At 67.3% G+C, this 17,829-nt stretch carries 18 protein-coding genes; 8 read left to right on the forward strand and 10 right to left on the reverse strand.

All coding sequences use genetic code 11. The features are described 5' to 3' along the window. Positions 1-29 precede the first annotated feature (29 nt). Positions 30-1,403 carry a glutamate--cysteine ligase gene (locus tag J3367_RS00315; protein WP_024349292.1) on the reverse strand — a complete coding sequence of 458 codons (1,374 nt, stop codon included), beginning with the start codon at positions 1,401-1,403 and terminating at the stop codon, positions 30-32. A 130-nt stretch (positions 1,404-1,533) separates the two neighbouring features. Next, complete coding sequence (locus J3367_RS00320) at positions 1,534-2,280, reverse strand: 16S rRNA (uracil(1498)-N(3))-methyltransferase (RefSeq protein ID WP_024349291.1); 747 nt, start codon at positions 2,278-2,280, stop codon at positions 1,534-1,536. Between the two features lie 129 nt (positions 2,281-2,409). Between J3367_RS00320 and J3367_RS00325 the strand changes: the two genes are divergently transcribed. Then, positions 2,410-3,207 carry an SDR family NAD(P)-dependent oxidoreductase gene (locus tag J3367_RS00325; protein WP_024349290.1) on the forward strand — a complete coding sequence of 266 codons (798 nt, stop codon included), beginning with the start codon at positions 2,410-2,412 and terminating at the stop codon, positions 3,205-3,207. 113 nt (positions 3,208-3,320) lie between these two features. On the opposite strand, the gene J3367_RS00330 is transcribed toward J3367_RS00325, so the two are convergent. From J3367_RS00330 to J3367_RS00355, 6 genes are all read right to left on the reverse strand, one after another. Further along, on the reverse strand, positions 3,321-3,533 hold the full coding sequence (locus J3367_RS00330; RefSeq protein WP_024349289.1) for a hypothetical protein: 213 nt from the start codon (positions 3,531-3,533) through the stop codon (positions 3,321-3,323). Between the two features lie 90 nt (positions 3,534-3,623). After that, complete coding sequence (locus tag J3367_RS00335) at positions 3,624-4,289, reverse strand: LysE family translocator (protein ID WP_024349288.1); 666 nt, start codon at positions 4,287-4,289, stop codon at positions 3,624-3,626. Between the two features lie 130 nt (positions 4,290-4,419). Next, positions 4,420-4,791: a hypothetical protein gene (locus J3367_RS00340; protein ID WP_024349287.1), complete on the reverse strand. Its 372-nt coding sequence runs from the start codon at positions 4,789-4,791 to the stop codon at positions 4,420-4,422. A gap of 135 nt (positions 4,792-4,926) precedes the next feature. Continuing rightward, positions 4,927-5,601 carry a LutC/YkgG family protein gene (locus J3367_RS00345; RefSeq protein ID WP_024349286.1) on the reverse strand — a complete coding sequence of 225 codons (675 nt, stop codon included), beginning with the start codon at positions 5,599-5,601 and terminating at the stop codon, positions 4,927-4,929. Continuing rightward, the gene (locus J3367_RS00350; protein ID WP_421459953.1) at positions 5,598-7,034 is read right to left on the reverse strand and encodes a LutB/LldF family L-lactate oxidation iron-sulfur protein; all 1,437 of its coding nucleotides are present in this window, start codon (positions 7,032-7,034) and stop codon (positions 5,598-5,600) included. The genes J3367_RS00345 and J3367_RS00350 overlap by 4 nt, the downstream gene beginning before the upstream one ends. Positions 7,035-7,148: 114 nt before the next feature. Then, the gene (locus tag J3367_RS00355; RefSeq protein WP_228238453.1) at positions 7,149-8,099 is read right to left on the reverse strand and encodes a (Fe-S)-binding protein; all 951 of its coding nucleotides are present in this window, start codon (positions 8,097-8,099) and stop codon (positions 7,149-7,151) included. Between J3367_RS00355 and J3367_RS00360 the strand changes: the two genes are divergently transcribed. The 4 genes from J3367_RS00360 (at position 8,089) to glcF (ending at position 13,611) form a co-directional block, all read left to right on the forward strand. Continuing rightward, a complete protein-coding gene (locus J3367_RS00360; RefSeq protein WP_024349283.1) occupies positions 8,089-9,387 on the forward strand; it encodes a DUF3422 family protein in 1,299 nt (432 codons plus the stop codon). The two genes, J3367_RS00355 and J3367_RS00360, sit on opposite strands and share 11 nt — an antisense overlap. A 79-nt stretch (positions 9,388-9,466) precedes the next feature. Further along, positions 9,467-10,960, forward strand: a complete 1,494-nt coding sequence (locus J3367_RS00365; protein ID WP_024349282.1) for an FAD-linked oxidase C-terminal domain-containing protein — start codon at positions 9,467-9,469, stop codon at positions 10,958-10,960. 2 nt (positions 10,961-10,962) lie between these two features. After that, on the forward strand, positions 10,963-12,204 hold the full coding sequence (glcE, locus tag J3367_RS00370) for a glycolate oxidase subunit GlcE (RefSeq protein WP_024349281.1): 1,242 nt from the start codon (positions 10,963-10,965) through the stop codon (positions 12,202-12,204). Positions 12,205-12,267: 63 nt separating this feature from the next. Beyond that, positions 12,268-13,611 (forward strand): glycolate oxidase subunit GlcF, encoded by a 1,344-nt coding sequence (gene glcF / locus J3367_RS00375; RefSeq protein WP_421459958.1) that lies wholly within the window; start codon positions 12,268-12,270, stop codon positions 13,609-13,611. A gap of 64 nt (positions 13,612-13,675) precedes the next feature. Here the strand turns inward: glcF and J3367_RS00380 are convergent, their stop codons facing one another. Both J3367_RS00380 and J3367_RS00385 read right to left on the reverse strand, forming a co-directional pair. Then, positions 13,676-14,410, reverse strand: coding sequence for a L,D-transpeptidase (locus tag J3367_RS00380; protein WP_228238449.1), 735 nt, complete (start codon positions 14,408-14,410; stop codon positions 13,676-13,678). 148 nt (positions 14,411-14,558) lie between these two features. Further along, on the reverse strand, positions 14,559-15,422 hold the full coding sequence (locus tag J3367_RS00385; protein ID WP_029702714.1) for a L,D-transpeptidase: 864 nt from the start codon (positions 15,420-15,422) through the stop codon (positions 14,559-14,561). Between the two features lie 429 nt (positions 15,423-15,851). On the opposite strand from J3367_RS00385, the gene J3367_RS00390 reads away from it, so the two are divergent. From J3367_RS00390 to J3367_RS00400, 3 genes are all read left to right on the forward strand, one after another. After that, a complete protein-coding gene (locus tag J3367_RS00390) occupies positions 15,852-16,046 on the forward strand; it encodes a hypothetical protein (RefSeq protein ID WP_024349277.1) in 195 nt (64 codons plus the stop codon). A gap of 78 nt (positions 16,047-16,124) precedes the next feature. Further along, positions 16,125-16,769 carry a DNA-3-methyladenine glycosylase I gene (locus J3367_RS00395; RefSeq protein WP_035694588.1) on the forward strand — a complete coding sequence of 215 codons (645 nt, stop codon included), beginning with the start codon at positions 16,125-16,127 and terminating at the stop codon, positions 16,767-16,769. Between the two features lie 391 nt (positions 16,770-17,160). Continuing rightward, complete coding sequence (locus J3367_RS00400) at positions 17,161-17,448, forward strand: GIY-YIG nuclease family protein (protein WP_024349275.1); 288 nt, start codon at positions 17,161-17,163, stop codon at positions 17,446-17,448. Positions 17,449-17,829 lie beyond the last annotated feature (381 nt).

A 17,829-nucleotide genomic window follows, 5' to 3' on the forward strand; every position in this document is an offset into this window, starting at 1 on the left:
GGGGCTGCGGCCGCTCGGCCGGCAGGCGCTCAGTAGGTCAGATGCTTGAAGACGCGCTCCATCGAACCGTCCCACTGTTCCTCGAACAGCCGGACCAGCTCTTCGCCCGACGTGGTGCCGCGAGCGACGACCTCTTCGAGCGGGGCGAGGAAATGGCTCTCGTCATTGCCTTCCTCGTTGCGCCGGTTGCGGGCAACGAGGCCCTGGCGCGACAGCCGGACCGTCTCGCGGGCCAGTTCCAGGACGCTGGAATCGCGGAACGGGGTGCGGAAGCCGTCGCGCGGTACCGCTTCGCGCATCGCCGAGACTTCCTCGAAGGTCCAGTCCTTCGTCAGGGCCTCGGCGGCGTCGAGCGTCGCCTCGTCGTAGAGCAGGCCGACCCAATAGGCGGGCAGGGCGCAGATGCGCCGCCACGGTCCACCATCGGCGCCGCGCATTTCCAGGAAGGTCTTCAGCCGCACATCGGGGAACAGCGTCGACAGATGGTTGGTCCAGTCGCCGAGCTGCGGCTCGGGATCGGGAATGCGCCCCTTCAGGGCGCCGTCCATGAACTGGCGGAAGGTGACGTCGGTGACGTCGGTGTAGCGGCCGTCGCGGGTGACGAAATACATCGGCACGTCGAGCGCCCATTCGGCATAGTCGCGATAGGAGAAATTCTCCTCGAAGACGAAGGGCAGAAGGCCGGAGCGCTGGTTGTCGACGTCGGACCAGACGTCGGAGCGCCAGGAGCAGAGGCCGTTCGGTTTGCCCTCGGTGAAGGGCGAGTTGGCGAAGAGCGCCGTCGCGATCGGCTGCAGCTTCATGCTGGTCTGCATCTTGCGACGCATGTCGGCTTCCGACGAGAAGTCGAGATTGACCTGGATGGTCGCCGTGCGGAACATCATGTCGAGACCGCGGGTGCCGACCTTGGGCATGTAGCGGCGCATGATCTCGTAGCGCGACTTCGGCATGACCGGGGTCTCGTCGAGGGTCCAAGTCGGCGACGAGCCGATGCCGAGGAAGCCGATGCCGAGCTCCTTGGCGACCGAGCGGACCTGGGCGAGATGCGCGTTGGATTCGCGGCAGGTCTCGTGGATCGTCTCCAGCGGCGCGCCGGACAGCTCGAACTGGCCGCCGGGCTCCAGCGAGATCGCGCCCTGGCCGGCGCTGCCGAACAGGCCGATGATGCGGCCGTCGTCGATGATCGCTTCCCAGCCAGACAGCGCCTGCATGCGCTCCAGAAGCTTGCCGATGCCGCGCTCGCCCTCGTAGGGCACCGGCGACAGATCCTCGGTGTAGAAGCCGAATTTCTCGTGCTCGGTCCCGATGCGGAACTGCGAGGCCGGCTTTTCGCCTGTCGCCAGATGAGCGGTCAGATCCTCGACCGAGGTGACCGGCGTCAGATCGGTCGTATCGCGCGCCATGCTCGTCCTTCGAATGGTTCAGCCGGTCCTGCCGGCAGGCGGAGTCCCGCCACGGGAATATCGGCACTGCCGATTTTCCCCTCGGACCGCAACATAATTCGTGTTGACGGTGTGGCCAGTGCGGCGTGCCTCAACCTTGCCGCCAGTCGCCGATGGCGGCCTGCAGCACCGCCATGGCGGCCACCGCCGCCGTGTCGGCCCGCAGGATGCGGGGGCCGAGCGAGATGGCGGTGACGAAGTCGGCGGCGTTCAGCCGCTCGCGCTCGTCGGCCGAAAAGCCGCCTTCCGGGCCGATCACCAGGGCGTGCAGGCCTTCGGGCAGCGCACGCAACGTATCGATGGGGCTCGCCGCATCGGCCCGTTCGTCGCAGAAGATCAGCCGCCGGCCGCTGTCCCAGCGGTCGAGCATGTCGTTGAACTTGACCGGCTCACGGCATTCGGGGATCGACAGGATGCCGCATTGCTCGGCCGCCTCGATCGCATTGGCGCGCATGCGCTCGGTGTTGAGGCGGGTCGCCTGCACATGCTGGGTCATCACAGGCTGCAACACGCCGGCCCCCATCTCCACGGCCTTCTGGACCATGTAGTCGAGACGGGCGTGCTTGAGCGGTGCGAAGAGGTAATGCAGGTCGGCCGGCGGGGTCTGGTCCCGCACCTTTTTGCGCGGGACGAGGTCGAGCTTCTTCTTGGCCGCCTTGACCAGATCGCAGCGCCATTCGCCGTCGCGGCCGTTGAAGGCCAGCACCTTCGCGCCCTCGCCGAGCCGCATGACGTTGAGGAGGTAGTTGGCCTGCACCGGCGTTGCCGGCACCGGGGTCTTGGCGACCAGATCCGCGTCGAGATACAGGCGCGGGCTCTTGAAGTCGTGGTTGGGCATGTCTCGAATCGTCCTTCCCTCGGGCCGTGGCACGGCCCGGATGCGGCATCGTGTCCGCATGGCGGCGAAACCTAATCTCCCCGCAGTCATTGTCACGCGAAACCCTCAGACACAAAGCAAGGACACCGCATGGATCTCCAGATCAAGGATCGCGTCGCGCTGATCACCGGCGCCACCGACGGCATGGGCTTCGAAACCGCCCGCATCCTCGCCGCGGAAGGCTGCAAGCTGGTGCTCTCCGACAAGGAGATCACGCGGCTCGAAAAGGACGCCGCCTCCCTCGACGCGGACTATATCTGCGTGGCCGCCGACGTGACCGACCAGGCCGCGGTCGATGCGATGGCCAGGCAGGCGCTGGATCGCTTCGGCCGGATCGACATCGTCCTGCATACGGCCGGCATCACCGGCGCCAAGGGGCATCCGCTGGAGGTCGCCGACGCCGATTACCTGGAAGCCTGGGAGATCGACTTCATGTCGGCGGTGCGCGTCGCCCGGGCGACCTTCCCGACCATGCGCGCGAATGGCTGGGGCCGCTTCGTCTGCATCACCTCGGAAAACGCCGTGCAGCCCTATTGGGATGAGGCGACCTACAACACCGCCAAGGCAGCGCTGGCGGCCTTCGTGAAGAACCTCTCCTACAAGGAAGCCGAGCACGGTATCCTCTGCAACACCGTCTCGCCGGCCTTCATCGAGACCCAGATGACCGACGGCATGATGGAGAAGCGCTCCAAGGAACTGGGGGTCTCCTTCGAGGAAGCCGTCGAGAGCTTCCTGGAGGAGGAGCGTCCGGGCATCGCGCTGAAGCGTCGCGGCCGGGCCGAGGAGGTCGCCGCCGCGATCGCGCTGATCGTCTCGGAGCGGGGCTCCTTCATCAACGGCTCGAACATGCGGGTCGATGGCGGCTCGGTGCAGGCCGTCCAGAACTGACCGGACCGACAAAGGCCGGCGGGATCGCTCCCGCCGGCCTTTGTCTGTTTTCGCAAATGAAAAGCGCCGCGCAGCCCTCGAGGTGGCGCGGCGCTTGTCTGCGTCTGTTGGTGTTACGGCTTGATCGGACCGTCGATGCGGCTCGGCGCGACCGGATCGGAGGCCGGGAAGGTCTCATCCAGCGCCTCGTCGAGTTCTTCCTCGTCGGTCATCGGCCGATCGCCGCCACCGGAGGCCGCGTTGTCTTTCGCATCCTTGTCCTCGGCGCGGTCGCGCGGGCCTGCGTGCATGGCATTGTCCATGGCGGATTCGTTCAGCGTCTTCATCTCGGATGCTCCATTCGGAATTGCCAACGAAACGGCGTCACCGGCACCCTGTTCCACGCGGGAGCGAATTCTGCCGGGGCGGGCGGCGCGTCAGACCGGCCGGGCGACCAGTGCCGCGGCGATGCCGGCGCCCATCAGGCAGGAGCCGCCGATGCGGACCACGAAGCGCATCACCGACGGGCGTCGGATGAGATCGCGGGCCCGCACGGCGAGCTGCGCATAGAGAAAGGCGTTGCCGGCTGCCAGGAGCACGAAGAGCGTAACGAGGATGCTGGCCTGTGGCCAGTAAGGCCGGGCGGGATCGAGAAACTGCGGCACGAAGGCCACGAAGAACACGATCCCCTTGGGATTGAAGACGGTGACCAGAAAGGCGTCGCGGAAGATGTGGCTGGGCCGCACCGTACCTGTCTCCGGCAGTCCCGCGGCGACGGGATCGAAATCGTTCGGCGCCTGCGAAGCGCGCGACAGGGTGCTGCGCCACATGCGCAGGCCCATCCAGACCAGATAGAGCGCCCCCGCCCATTTCAGGGCGACGAAGGCCGTGGCCGACGCCGAAAGAAGCGCGCCGACGCCGATCAGCGACAGGCTGGCCGCCACGAGATCGCCAAGTCCCACACCCAGCACGCTGGCCAGCGCGACGTTGCGGCCATGCGCCAGTGCCTGGCCGACGACCATGATGATCGTCGGTCCGGGGATCACGAGAAGGATCAACGAGGCCAGCGCAAAGGCGGCAAGCGTGGCGGGATCAATGGGCATGAACGCTCCGCTGGCGACCGGGATGCGGAAGAGAGCCACCCGGCCGCGCCGCGGTCAAGCGGGGCTGCGCCTGCGCGGGGCTGGCCCCCTGGAATTTGGGCCGTCGCCCGGTTCCACCGCTCTAGAAGCGTCAGTCGCCGCCGCTGCCGTCCGAAGGGACCGTGATGTCGAAGCGTTGCGCGTCGCGGCGTCCGGGCATGAAGATCTCGATGCAATTGCCGGGGCCGTCGGTCAGCATCCAGGGATGGGTGCGATAGGTCTCGACCCGGAAGCTCTCGCCGGGATTGAGGTTGGCGTAACTGACCGGCTGTCCGTCGAAGTCGAGCCAGTCGACGCTGCGATATTCCTCGGTGCGGTTTACGAAGGTCACCGTGACCGACCGTGCCGATTCCTGCGAGCGCAGGCCGGGAAAGTCCCGGCAGGACGCCGCGCTGGCGGATCCCATGGGAAGCGCTGCCGTGACCGCGATTGCCGCAAGGCCCGTCCATGTCCATCCGGTCATCGCCGCCTCCCCTGGCCGCGCCCGGTACGGGCGCGGGAGGGAAAGCCTAGCCCGGTTTGTGTCAAAGCTCATCCCGTCCGGCGGAAATATTTCCCCAGCGTCATGCACGGTCGGTGCAAACCGCCGCGCGCCGCGTCAGTCGACGATGACGATGTGCAAAGCGCGCGGGCCATGGGCGCCCAGAAGCAGCGTCTGCTCGATGTCGCCGGAGCGCGACGGGCCGGTGACGAAATTCAGCGACCGCGGCATCTCGCCCTTGCCGTAGCGCGCGCGCAGCATGGGGAAGACGGCTTCCATCTCGCCGCCGATGCTGTCGGCCTTCACCACGACGATGTGGTTTTCCGGCAGGAAGTTGAGGCTCGTCGGGTTCTCAGGACCGGAGACGAGCACCAGCGTGCCGGTTTCGGCGATGGCGGTTTCGGCATGGGAGAGGCCATTGAGATCGTCGCCGTCGCTGACGCCCTTGCGGATGGTGAGGGACGTGGCGTCGAAATCGGCGTCGGCGAAGCGCGGGTCTTCGGACATTCTGAGATCGGCGGGGAAATTGTTCTCGCGCAGCCAGCGGGAGACCTCCCCGGCCAAGTCGCCATAGCCGGCGATCCGCGCGGTGGTGGCGTTGGCCCGCTCGGCCATGCGGATGAACAGCGCCACCTGCTCGTCCTGGGGCAGCTGGCCGCGCTGGGGCACGATGCCGACGGGTGCGCCGGCCATGCGCTCCTCGACGATGCGCCTGCGCTCGGGGTCGTTGGGACGGGCGCCGTTGGAGCGGCGGATCCGGCCGAGGACGGCTTCGCGGGTGGATGCGCTCATCGTTTGTCCCCCGTCGTCGCATGGGATTTCTGGGCGTATTGCTGCATGAAGGTCCGCCCTTCGGGCGCCGGCAGGTCGCGCCATTTGGTCCAGCCGCCGGCCAGCGGCAGCGAGGCGAAGCGCCGCTTGCGGCCCGCCGCCAGCTTCAGGAGCGGCATCGCCATCGACACCGCTGCCCGGTAGAGCGCCGGCCGCCGGGCGAAGAACGCCCAGACGCCGAGCCCGGTGCGCTGGGTCCTGGGCTGCAGATGGCTCTCGAACTCCTTCTCGCGCCAGTGCCGCATCATCTTGGGCAGCGGAATGCGCATCGGGCAGACGCTCTCGCAGCGGCCGCAGAAGGTCGAGGCGTTCGGCAGATGGCCGGACTTGTCGACACCGATCAGCGACGGCGTCAGCACCGCGCCCATCGGGCCGGGATAGACCCAGCCATAGGAGTGGCCGCCGACGGCGTGATAGACCGGGCAATGGTTCATGCAGGCGCCGCAGCGGATGCAGCGCAGCATCTCCTCGAACTCGGTGCCCAGCATGTTGGAGCGGCCGTTGTCGAGGAGGATGACGTGGTATTCCTCCGGCCCGTCGAGATCGGCGTCCCGCTTCGGCCCCGTCGAGAGCGTCGTGTAGACGCTCATGTCCTGGCCGGTGGCCGATCGCGCCAAGATGCGCAGGATCTGGGCGGTGTCCTCCAGCGTCGGTACCAGCTTCTCGATCGAGGCCAGCACGACGTGGCACTTGCCCAGAAGCTGGGTGAGGTCGCCATTGCCCTCGTTGGTGACGATGACCGACGAGCCGGTCTCGGCGATCAGGAAGTTCGCACCGGTCACGCCGATGTCGGCCTCGGCATATTTGCGGCGCAGGATCTGGCGGGCCTCGCCAAGCAGCGTCTCCGGCTCGACCAGATTGCGGTTCGGGTCGAGATCGACATGGACGCGGCGGAAATCCGCCTCGACCTGGTCGCGGGTCACGTGGACGGCCGGGGCGATGATGTGGCTCGGATGCTCGCCGCGCAGCTGGATGATGTATTCGCCGAGATCGGTCTCGACCGGCACGATGCCGTTCTCTTCCAAGAAGGCGTTGAGGCCGATCTCCTCGGAGATCATTGTCTTGCCCTTGGTGACGGTCTTGGCGTTCCGCTTGCGGGCGATGTCGAGGAAGATCTTGCGGGCGTGGTCCGCATCCTCGGCGAAATGCACGATGCCGCCCGAGGCTTCGACCTTGGCCACATAGGCCTCGATATAGAGGTCGAGATGCTTCAGCGTGTGATTCTTGATGGCGACGGCGTTGTCGCGCAGGGCGTCGAATTCGGGCAGGGCGTCGACGGCGGTCTGGCGCTTGTCGATGAAGCCCTTCTCGACATGGCCGAGAGCCCGCTGCAGCTCGACATCGGCGAGCGCCTTGACGGTATTGGCCTTGAACGTATGCGAAGTGATCTGCATGGGGCGGAGCCTATTCGGGCATGAAGTCTGGGGCGCGACGCTGCGCGGCCGTCCACGGGGCGGCGGCCGCCACCGGGACGAGCGTTCTGCCGCTTTGCTGCAGGCGTTGACGCCTCACAGCTTGCCGCCGATCGGCGGAGCGTCGGTCATGCCGGCGAGGACTTCGGCCACGTGACGGACCTCGACGCCGATATTCTCGCGCTTCAGCTTGCCGTCCATGTTCATCAGGCAGCCGAGGTCGCCGGCAAGCAGCATGTCGGCGCCGGTCATGCCGACATTGCGCGCCTTCTTGGTGACGATGGCATTGGAGACGTCGGGATATTTGATGCAGAAGGTGCCGCCGAAACCGCAGCAGACTTCCGAATCGCGCAGTTCCGTCAGTTCCAGCCCCTCGACGCTGTCGAGCAGCATGCGCGGCTGCGCCTTGACGCCGAGCTCGCGCAGGCCCGAGCAGGAATCGTGATAGGTGGCGGTGCCCTCGACCCTGGCGGTGACGCCGGTCATGCCGCGCACGTCCGCCAGGAAGCTGACGAGTTCGAACACCTTGTCGGAAAAGGCGAGGGCGCGCGCCTCCCACTCGGCATCGCCGGCGAAGAGCTCGGGATAATGCTTCTTCAGCATGGCGCCGCACGATCCCGACGGGGCGACCACATAGTCGAACCCCTCGAAGGTGGCGATCACCTGTTCGGCGATGGCTCTCGTGTCGGCCCGGTCGCCGGAATTGTAGGCCGGCTGGCCGCAGCAGGTCTGGGCCGTCGGGACGACGACGTCGCAGCCCGATTCTTCCAGAAGCTTGATGGCCGCGAAGCCGACGCTCGGACGGAACAGATCGACCAGACAGGTAACGAACAGCGCGACTTGCGGACGGGTCTCGCTGCGAACGGCATTCTCGCTCAATGGCTTCTCCTCGTACGTCCTTCGTCGCACATTGGCGGCGGCGTCGGCAACGTTGCAGTTTGGAAACGTTCTGAGCCGGTTTGTCGACAATCGCAATTCCTGCTTGGACCGGACTTGGCCGATCGGGTAGCAAGAGCGGCACCACAAAGGGGAAAAGATGGGCCGCATCACGTTACGCCAGGCGTCGCTCGACCGCTTTCCCACCGATCCGCGCCGGGCCGCCGTCCTCGGCGAACTGCATGCCAGGCCGTTTCCGCTGATCGAGCTGCCGCGGGCGCTCGTGGTGCTGGCCTTCATGAACGAGGATCACGGCGAAAGCGATCTGGCGATCCTCGCCGAAATGTCGGTGCGCCGCGGCGTGCCGCCGCCGGCCAAGGACGCCCGGACCCATTCCTTCGCCTTCGGCAAGGGCAAGCTGCGCTGGGAGCGGCACACCGAATTCTGCACCTATTCCTGGGAAGGGCCGCCGCCCGAACATTTCGGCGACCCGGTCGAGGGCCATCCCTTCGGCGCCGAGTTCCAGGCGCCGGGACCCTTCATCGCCGGTGTCCATCTGGAGTTGCGGCCGAACGACGCTGCCGGCCAGGCGGCGCTCGAGAGCTTCGACAAGTCCAGCTACTGCCATTCGATCATGGAGAGCGGGCTCGCCCATGCGGCGACGGATTTTCGCCAGGACGGCGACGGCATGACGCGCATGCTGGTGCTGGACGACGGGCTGCCACCGCAACGCGCCGGCGCGCTCGCCATGCGCCTGGTGGAAGTCGAGATCTACCGCACTTTGGCGCTGCTCGGCCTGCCGCTCGCCCATTCGGTGGGGCCGATGGTGGCCTCGCTCGAAAGCCGGCTGATGTCGATCACCGAGGAGATGAAGGGCGGCAACGAGGACAGTCGGCAACTGCTTCAGGAGATCACCCTGGCGGCGGCCGAGGTCGAGGCCTCCGCGGCCTCGGTGCTCTACCGGTTCGGGGCCAGCCGGGCCTATGACGAGATCGTCAGCGAGCGCCTCGTCTCCGTGGGCGAGCAGCCGATCGCCGGGCAGGAGAGCTGGAGCGCCTTCCTGAAGCGCCGGATGGGGCCGGCCATGCGCACCTGCCGCGCCATCGAGGAGCGGCAGGCCAATCTGTCGGAGAAGCTCAGCCGCGCCGCAAACCTTTTGCGCACCCGCATCGACGTGGAACTGGAGCACCAGAACCGCGACCTGCTGGCCTCCATGGACCGGCGGGCGCGGCTGCAATTGCGCCTGCAGCAGACCGTCGAGGGCCTGTCGGTCGCGGCGATCGGCTACTACGTCGTCGGGCTGTTCGGCTATGTCGCCAAGGCGTTGGAATATCAGGGACTGCCGGTCTCCGCGACGGTGCTGGTCGCCGGTTTCGTGCCGATCGCGCTGCTCGGGGTCTGGCTGGTCGTGCGCAGTATCCGCAAGCATCACATGCAGGGCGGCGAGGACGGTCATTGAGCCGCAGACGCCTATCGTTCCTTCTGTGGACGCCGGCCCGTGCGGCGCCTAGTTTCGCCTCTCTAATGGGAGTGAGCCGATGTCCGTGATGATGCCCAAGCCGTCCGAGGCGATCCTCGGCCGCCGCCAGTCGATCGTCGACGCCCTGCGCGCGATCGTGCCGGGCGAGGGCGTGGTCGATGCCGCCAACGAGATGGCCGTGTTCGAATCCGACGGCCTGACCGCCTATCGCCAGATGCCGCTGGTGGTCGTGCTGCCGTCGACGGTGGAGCAGGTCGCCCGGGTCCTGCAATATTGTCACGCCAACGAGATCCCGGTGGTGCCGCGCGGCTCCGGCACCTCGCTGTCCGGCGGCGCCCTGCCGCTCGAGGACGGCGTGCTCCTGGTCCTGTCGAAGTTCAACCGGGTGCTGGAGATCGACTACGACAATCGCTGCGCCGTGGTGCAGCCGGGCGTGACCAATCTCGGCATCACCAAGGCGGTGGAAGGCGAGGGGTTCTACTACGCGCCCGATCCGTCCTCGCAGATCGCCTGCTCGATCGGCGGCAATGTCGCGGAGAATTCCGGCGGCGTGCACTGCCTGAAATACGGACTCACCGCCAACAACGTCCTCGGCATCGAGTTCGTCACCATCGAGGGCGAGGTGGTGCGCCTCGGCGGCAAGCATCTGGAGGCCGAGGGCTACGATTTCCTCGGCCTGATGACCGGCTCGGAAGGCCTGCTCGGCGTCGTGACCGAGGTCACGGTCCGCATCCTGCAGAAGCCGGAGACGGCGCGGGCGGTGCTGATCGGCTTTCCCACCTCCGAACAGGCGGGCGAGTGCGTGGCCGCGATCATCGCCAAGGGCATCATACCGGCGGGTATGGAGATGATGGACCGGCCGGCCATCCATGCGGCGGAAGACTTCGTCCATGCCGGCTATCCGCGCGACGTGGAGGCGCTGCTGATCGTCGAGCTCGACGGGCCGGGCGCTGAGGTCGATCATCTCCTGGCCGAGGTTGCGGCAATTGCCGACGCCAATGGCGCCACCGTCACCAAGGTCTCGAATTCGGAAGAACAGCGTGCGTCGTTCTGGGCGGGGCGCAAGGCGGCGTTCCCGGCGGTCGGCCGCATCTCGCCGGATTATTACTGCATGGACGGCACCATTCCGCGCAAGGAGCTGCCGCGGGTGCTGGCCGGCATGAAGGCGTTCTCGGAAAAATACGATCTGCGCGTCGCCAATGTCTTCCATGCCGGCGACGGCAACCTGCATCCGCTGATCCTCTACGACGCCAACAAGGAGGGCGAGCTGCACCGGGCCGAGGAGTTCGGCAACGACATCCTGCGCCTGTGCGTGGAGGTCGGCGGCGTTCTGACCGGCGAGCACGGCGTCGGCGTGGAAAAGCGCGACCTGATGCCGGAAATGTTCAGCGAGGACGATCTGCGCCACCAGCAGCGGGTCAAATGCGCCTTCGACGACAAGCATCTGCTCAATCCCGGCAAGGTCTTCCCGCAGCTCCATCGCTGCGCCGAACTCGGCCGGATGCATGTCCACAAGGGGCAGGTGGCTTTTCCCGACCTGCCGAGGTTCTGACCATGAGCGAGTTGCGTTCAACCGGCGCGGCCGGCCCCGCCGCGTCCATCCTGCGCCCCGAGACCGCGATCCAGCTCCGCGACATCGTCGCGGCGGCGGTGTCGCAGGAAGAGCCGCTGGCGGTCGAGGGCACCGGCTCCAAGCGCGGTCTTGGACGGCCGGTGCAGGCGGCGTGCACCCTGTCGCTGTCGGCGATGGCCGGCGTGACCCTGTACGAACCCGAAGAGCTGGTCCTGTCGGCACGCGTCGGCACGCCCATCGCCGAGATCGAGAGGCTTCTGGACGAGGCCGGCCAGCGCCTGGAATTCGAGCCGCTCGACTACGGTCCGCTGCATGGGCTGGAGCCGGGCCTCGGCACGATCGGCGGCGTCGTCGCCTGCAATCTCGCCGGGCCGCGGCGGCTGAAGCACGGCGCGGCCCGCGATCACATCCTCGGCGTCCATGCAGTGTCCGGCCGTGGCGAGATGTTCAAGTCCGGCGGCCGGGTGGTGAAGAACGTCACCGGCTACGATCTCTCCAAGGGGCTCACCGGCTCTTTCGGCACGCTGGCGGTGATGACCGACGTGACGCTGAAGGTGCTGCCGAAGACCGAGACCGAGACGACGATCGTGCTGCGCGGTCTCGCCGACGACGCGGCGACCGGCGCCATGGCGGCGGCGATGGGCTCGTCGGCGGAGGCCTCGGGCGCGGCGCATCTGCCGATGTATGTCGCCTCGCGCGTTGCCGACGGCCATCTCGGCAACGACGCGGCGACGCTGATCCGGCTGGAGGGCTTCGGCCCGTCCGTCGCGGCGCGTTCGGCCTATCTCAGCGCCGCGCTCGAGAAGGTCGGCAAGGTCGAACATCTGGAGGGTGAGGCATCGCGGGCGGTCTGGCGCGACGTGCGCGACATCCGGCCCTTCGTCGACGGCACCGACAAGCCGGTCTGGCGCCTGTCCGTCACCCCGACCCGCGGCCACGAGATCGTCATGAGCCTGCGCATGCAGGCAGCGATCGACGCCTTCTATGACTGGCAGGGCGGTCTCGTCTGGCTGCGCATGGAAGGCGAGCCGGAGGCCGAACTGGTGCGCGAGACGATCCGGCGCTTCGGCGGCGGCCATGCGACGCTGGTGCGCGCCTCCGAAAGCGTGCGGGCGGCGACCGCCGTCTTCCAGCCGCAGCCGGGGCCGCTGGCGGGCCTCGCCAGCCGGCTGAAGCAGCAGTTCGACCCCGCCGGCGTGCTCAATCCGGGGCGGATGGGCTAGGCGGGCTGCCGCGCCGGCGGTTCGCATCGACGACGTTTCCAGACTCTTTCATGGGCCAGACCTTTGCAAACCACCTTCACCCCCGCGCAGCTCGCCGATCCCGAGACCGCGCATTCCGAGCAGATCATCCGAAAATGCGTGCATTGCGGCTTCTGCACCGCGACCTGCCCGACCTATGTCACCCTCGGCAACGAGCTCGACAGCCCGCGCGGGCGCATCTACCTGATCAAGGAGATGCTGGAGAACGACCGGCCGGCCGACGAGAAGACCGTCACCCATATCGACCGCTGCCTGTCCTGCCTCGCCTGCATGACGACCTGCCCGTCGGGCGTGAACTACATGCATCTCGTTGACCATGCCCGCGCCCATATCGAGCGGACCTATGAGCGGCCGCTGGCCGACCGGATGATCCGCCGGATCCTGGCGATGACGCTGCCCTATCCCGAGCGGTTCCGCGCGAGCCTCGTCATGGCGCGCATCGGCCGGCCCTTCGCCGGGCTGTTCGATGCGATCAAGCCGCTGAAGCCGCTGGCCGCGATGCTGAAGCTGGCGCCGGGCGCCGTGCCGGCGAAGTCGCAGGTCAACGCGCCGGGCGTGCGGCCGGCCGAGGGGGCGCGCAGGAAGCGGGTGGCGCTGCTGCGCGGCTGCGCCCAGTCGGTGCTCGATCCGAAGATCAACGAGGCGACGGTGCGGCTTCTGAACCGGCTCGGTGTCGAGGTGGTGGTGCCGGAAGGGGAGGGCTGCTGCGGCGCGCTGGTCCATCACATGGGCCAGGAAGAGCCGGCGCTGGATTTCGCCCGCCGCAACATCGACGTCTGGTCGCGCACGGCAGACGCCGACGGCCTCGACGCGATCATCATCACCGCGTCGGGCTGCGGCACGACGATCAAGGATTACGGCCATATGCTGCGGCTGGACCCGGCCTATGCCGAGAAGGCGGCACGGGTCTCAGGGCTGGCCAAGGACGTCACCGAGTTCCTCTCCGAGCTGGAACTGCCGCTGCCGGTCAACGCAACCGATCTGGTGGTGGCCTATCATTCGGCCTGCTCGATGCAGCACGGCCAGAAGATCACGAAAGCTCCGAAAGTGCTCTTGGCGCAGGCCGGCTTCACCGTTCGCGACGTGCCCGAGGGCCATATCTGCTGCGGTTCGGCCGGCACCTACAACATCCTGCAGCCCGAGATCGCCGCCACCCTGCGCGACCGCAAGGTGAAGAACATCGAGAGCATCGCGCCGCAGGCGATCGCCACCGGCAATATCGGTTGCATGACGCAGATCGGTTCGGGCACCGGCATTCCGATCCTGCACACGATCGAGCTCCTCGACTGGGCCTTTGGCGGCGAGAAGCCGGCAAGCCTCGCTGCCGTCCAGCCCCGCGGCGAGCCCGGCCTCGTCGCGGCGGAGTAGCCCTAACGCAAAACGACCCGCCGTCGCCGGCGGGCCGTGATGTCGAAGCGACCGGGCGCTGGACTCAGCCGCCGAAGATCGAGGCGATGACGTTTTCGCGCACGACGCCGACTTCGGTATAGACGTTCTTCGGGCCCTGGCCGCTGGGGCCGATGACGATGACCTTGGTGCCGTTCGGCACGCGCTCATACAGGTGCTCGACGTCCTGGTTCATCATGCGGATGCAGCCCGAGGACATGTTCTGGCCGATGGTCCAGGGCTGGTTGGTGCCGTGGATCCGGAACAGCGAATCGCGACCGCCGCGATACAGATACATCGCGCGTGCACCCAGCGGGTTGGCCGGGCCACCCTTCATGTGGGCCGGCAGAATGCGGCCCTTGGCGCGCTCGCGCTTGATCATCGACGGCGGCGGCGTCCAGCCCGGCCACTCGGCCTTGCGGCCGACGCTCATCCGGCCCGACCAGCCGAAGCCTTCGCGGCCGACGCCGACGCCGTAGCGGGTCGCCATGCCGTTGCCCTCGACGAAGTAGAGATATTTGCGCTGGGAATCGACGATGATGGTGCCCGGCTTCTCGCGCGTCTCGATGCGCACCTGCCGGCGGTGATACTGGGCCGCCGGGCCGCGCTGGGCGAGGGCCCGGTGCTGCGTGCGGGCGGCAACGCGCTCGGCGCTGACCGTCACCCACTTGTTGGTCGCGTGGTCGTAGCGGCGCACGTCTTCGGCGCTGGCCTGTCCGGTCACCGCCAGGGCCATGATCGCCGTCAGGCCGGCTCCGGCCCATCGTGTCCAGTTCTGCATGGGAGGCTCCTCTCGTTTGGCGGGGCGGAGCAAAGCCCACCGTGTCCCGCGCCTCGTTGTCGTCATTGTGCCATGGTTTGAACGCATTCTCGCCGCGTTGGTCGCATCGAGTTCCGCATTCCGTTGAGGAAAGTCGGGGCTGTTGCCGTTAGAGCACAACGACCCTCGTTCCGACCTTCACCTGTTCGTAGAGATCCATCACGTCCTGGTTGCGCATGCGGATGCAGCCCGAGGACACGGCGCGGCCGATGGTCCAGGGCTGGTTGGTGCCGTGGATCCGGTAGAGTGTGGAGCCGAGATAGAGCGCGCGGGCGCCCAGCGGGTTGGCTTCGCCACCCTTCATGTGGGCCGGCAGGATCCGCCCCTTCTTGCGTTCGCGGGCGATCATCGCCTTGGGCGGCGTCCAGCTCGGCCATTCGGCCTTGCGGGTGATCGGATGCCGGCCCTTCCAGCCGAAGCCGGGCTTGCCGACACCGACGCCGTAGCGGCGCGCCGTGCCGTCGCGGCCGACATGGTAGAGGAACTTCGCCCTGGTATCGACGACGATGGTGCCGGGCGCCTCCTTGCCGCGGTACGGCACGGTCTGGGGCAGGAATTGCGGGTCGATGGCGTTCGGAGCCGGAAGATTGCGGGTCGCCAGCGCGGCCTGCTGGCGTCCGGTCACCGGTGCGGCGCTGCGCGTTCCGGGCAGATAGCCGCCCCGCACGCCGGGCGCCTGGCCGAGGACGCGCTGCTGCGCGGAGCCCGGACGCACGACGACGCGGGCGCCGGCCGAGGGCGCCGCAGCGCCGCGGCGGCCGCCGAGGACGACACCCGACGCGGCGGCCCGCTGATAGCTGCGGGCGACGCCGTCACCGGGCGACAGTTGCAGTAGCCAGCGGTCGGCCAGATCGGGCGCGATCTCGACCGGCGGCAAGCTGCGGTATCGCTCCTGCGCCTCGCTCGCCGCGGGGCATGCCAGGATCGCCAGCAGGCCGACGAGTGCGCGCCGGGCGGATATCGGTATCGCCATGATGTCCCTCGATTGCCGGATCGGGGCCGGCTTGCGCCTGCCGCCTCGACACCGAGCCTCGCTGCAAAGGGCAAGGGAATGGTAAACGCGCCGGTCCGAAACGCCCTCGAAAACGGAAACAGTTTCATAAGGTTAAGCAGCGGTTTCGGAGCGTGGTTAAGGGCGCGTTGTGAGGCCGGCGCGGGGGCGGCGCGCCGAGGTGATGCAGCACGCCTGCCACACTGTGCCGAATTAAAGCGCACGCCGAAATTTCAGGCATTGTGCAATGCAGCATTCTTGCTAGATTCGATACCGGCGTCCAAAGGTCGTCATGACGGGCACCAGAACCCGGATGCGGGACGAACGCACGCAATGGCATGAACCGGTCGCACAAGGCTGCGATCGCAACCCCTTCGCCATGGCCGCTGGACCGGCCATAGGAGCCCTGCCATGATCGCTCTGACCCTGATCGTCTGCCTCAACTCCGCCCCTGCCGACTGCCGCCCCGAGCAGGTCGCCTTCGACGGTTCCATCATGCAATGCGCCCTGTTCGGCCAGGCTGCCGCCGTCGAGCATCTGAAGGCGCGGCCGAAATGGCATTTGAAGCGCTATCGCTGCGCGTCGGGCCGCTCGACCAACGCCTGAAGCCGGCGGGCGGCGCATCGCTGCGGTAGCTTGCCACTTCGACGGGCGCCTGCGAAAACATGCGCCATGGACCCATCGATGCAAGACGCGCCGCCGCCGGACGGCCTGATCCGCGGCCCGGACGGCCTGCTGCGCTGCGCCTGGCACGGCGGCGACGATCTCTATCGTCGCTACCATGACGAGGAATGGGGCCGGCCGACCGCTGACGACGACCGGCTCTATGAAAAGCTTTGCCTGGAAGGATTTCAGGCGGGGCTTTCCTGGCTGACCATCCTGCGCAAGCGCGAGGCCTTCCGCGAACTGTTCCATGGCTTCACGATCGCGCGGGTGGCGGCGATGGACGAGGCGGACGTGGAGCGGATCGTCCTCGACGCCCGCATCATCCGGCATCGCGGCAAGATCGTCTCGGCGATCAACAATGCCCGGCGCGCCGATGCGCTGCGCGCCGAGCACGGCTCGCTGGCACGATTCCTCTGGCGCCACGCGCCGGATGCGGACGAGCGGCCGGCGACGGTGACCGCCGAATGGCTGCGCGCCAACCCCGTCACCCCCGCCTCGACACGCCTGTCGAAGGCGCTGAAGAAGGCCGGTTTCACTTTCGTAGGCCCGACAACCGTCTACGCCTTCATGCAATCGCTGGGCTTCGTCAACGACCACATCGACGGCTGCTGCATGCGCGATGACTGCGAGACGGCTCGGGATGCGTTCACGGCGCCGGGGTGAGGGGGGGGCGTGGGCATAAGCGGCGTTGCGTTAGTGGTGAACGTCGCGGTAGCGGTGGTTACGGTATCACGGCAGGCTAACGCGGTGAGCCTCACCGGAGCGGAAGTTGAGATGGCGAGGCATGGGTCCTCGGGTCAAGCCCGAGGATGACGCCGAGATTTTAGCGATGCCGCCAACCGCCACCGTCTGTGTAGTCGCCAGAACCGGTGGCATCAAAAGGCCCGCAGCCGCTGCAAAGGTCACAGCCGCTGAAGCCTAGCAAAAACCTCCAACAAGGTCGTCATCCTCGGGCTTGACCCGAGGACCCATGCCAAGCCGGTTCCGCCGCCACATACGCCTCAGAACCCTCACCCGCTTGACGCCGCCGCTGTGACCATCGACGCTCCACCCCATGGCCGGCACCGTCTACATCATGGCGTCGCAGAAGAACGGCACGCTCTATATCGGAGTCACGTCGGACCTGTCGCGGCGGGTGTATGAGCACAAGAGCGGCCTGACCCGAGGCTTCGTGAAGGCTCATGGGGTGACGCGGCTGGTCTGGTACGAGGACCATGTCGACATCGGCAGCGCGATCCAGCGGGAGAAATCCCTCAAGCGCTGGCGGCGGCAATGGAAGATCGACCTGATCGAGGCGATGAACCCCGAGTGGAACGAACTCTATCGCGGCATGGGGTGGTGAGGCGTTGCGCGGGGGTGCGTTGGTGGTTTTCACCGGAGCGGAAGCTGAGATGGCGAGGCATGGGTCCTCGGGTCAAGCCCGAGGATGACGCCGAGATTTGAGCTTTGCTGCCAATCGCCACCGTCTGTGCACGCGCCGAAACCGGTGGCACCGAAAGGTCCTCAGCCCCTGCAAAGGTCACAGCCGCTGAAGTGTAGCGAAGACCTCCAACAAGGTCGTCATCCTCGGGCTTGACCCGAGGACCCATGCCAAATCGTTGACGTTGCCCTCCACTTCTCCGATCTGCCGTCTCGCCGCGCTTACGCCGTCCCCCGCCACCACGCGCCTTGCAAAACCGCCTTGCCTTGCCGAAATCGGGCGCACGGGGTAGGGGATCGCCCG

The organism is Aurantimonas sp. NFXS3, from assembly GCF_049132005.1.
Lineage (GTDB): Bacteria > Pseudomonadota > Alphaproteobacteria > Rhizobiales > Rhizobiaceae > Aurantimonas > Aurantimonas coralicida.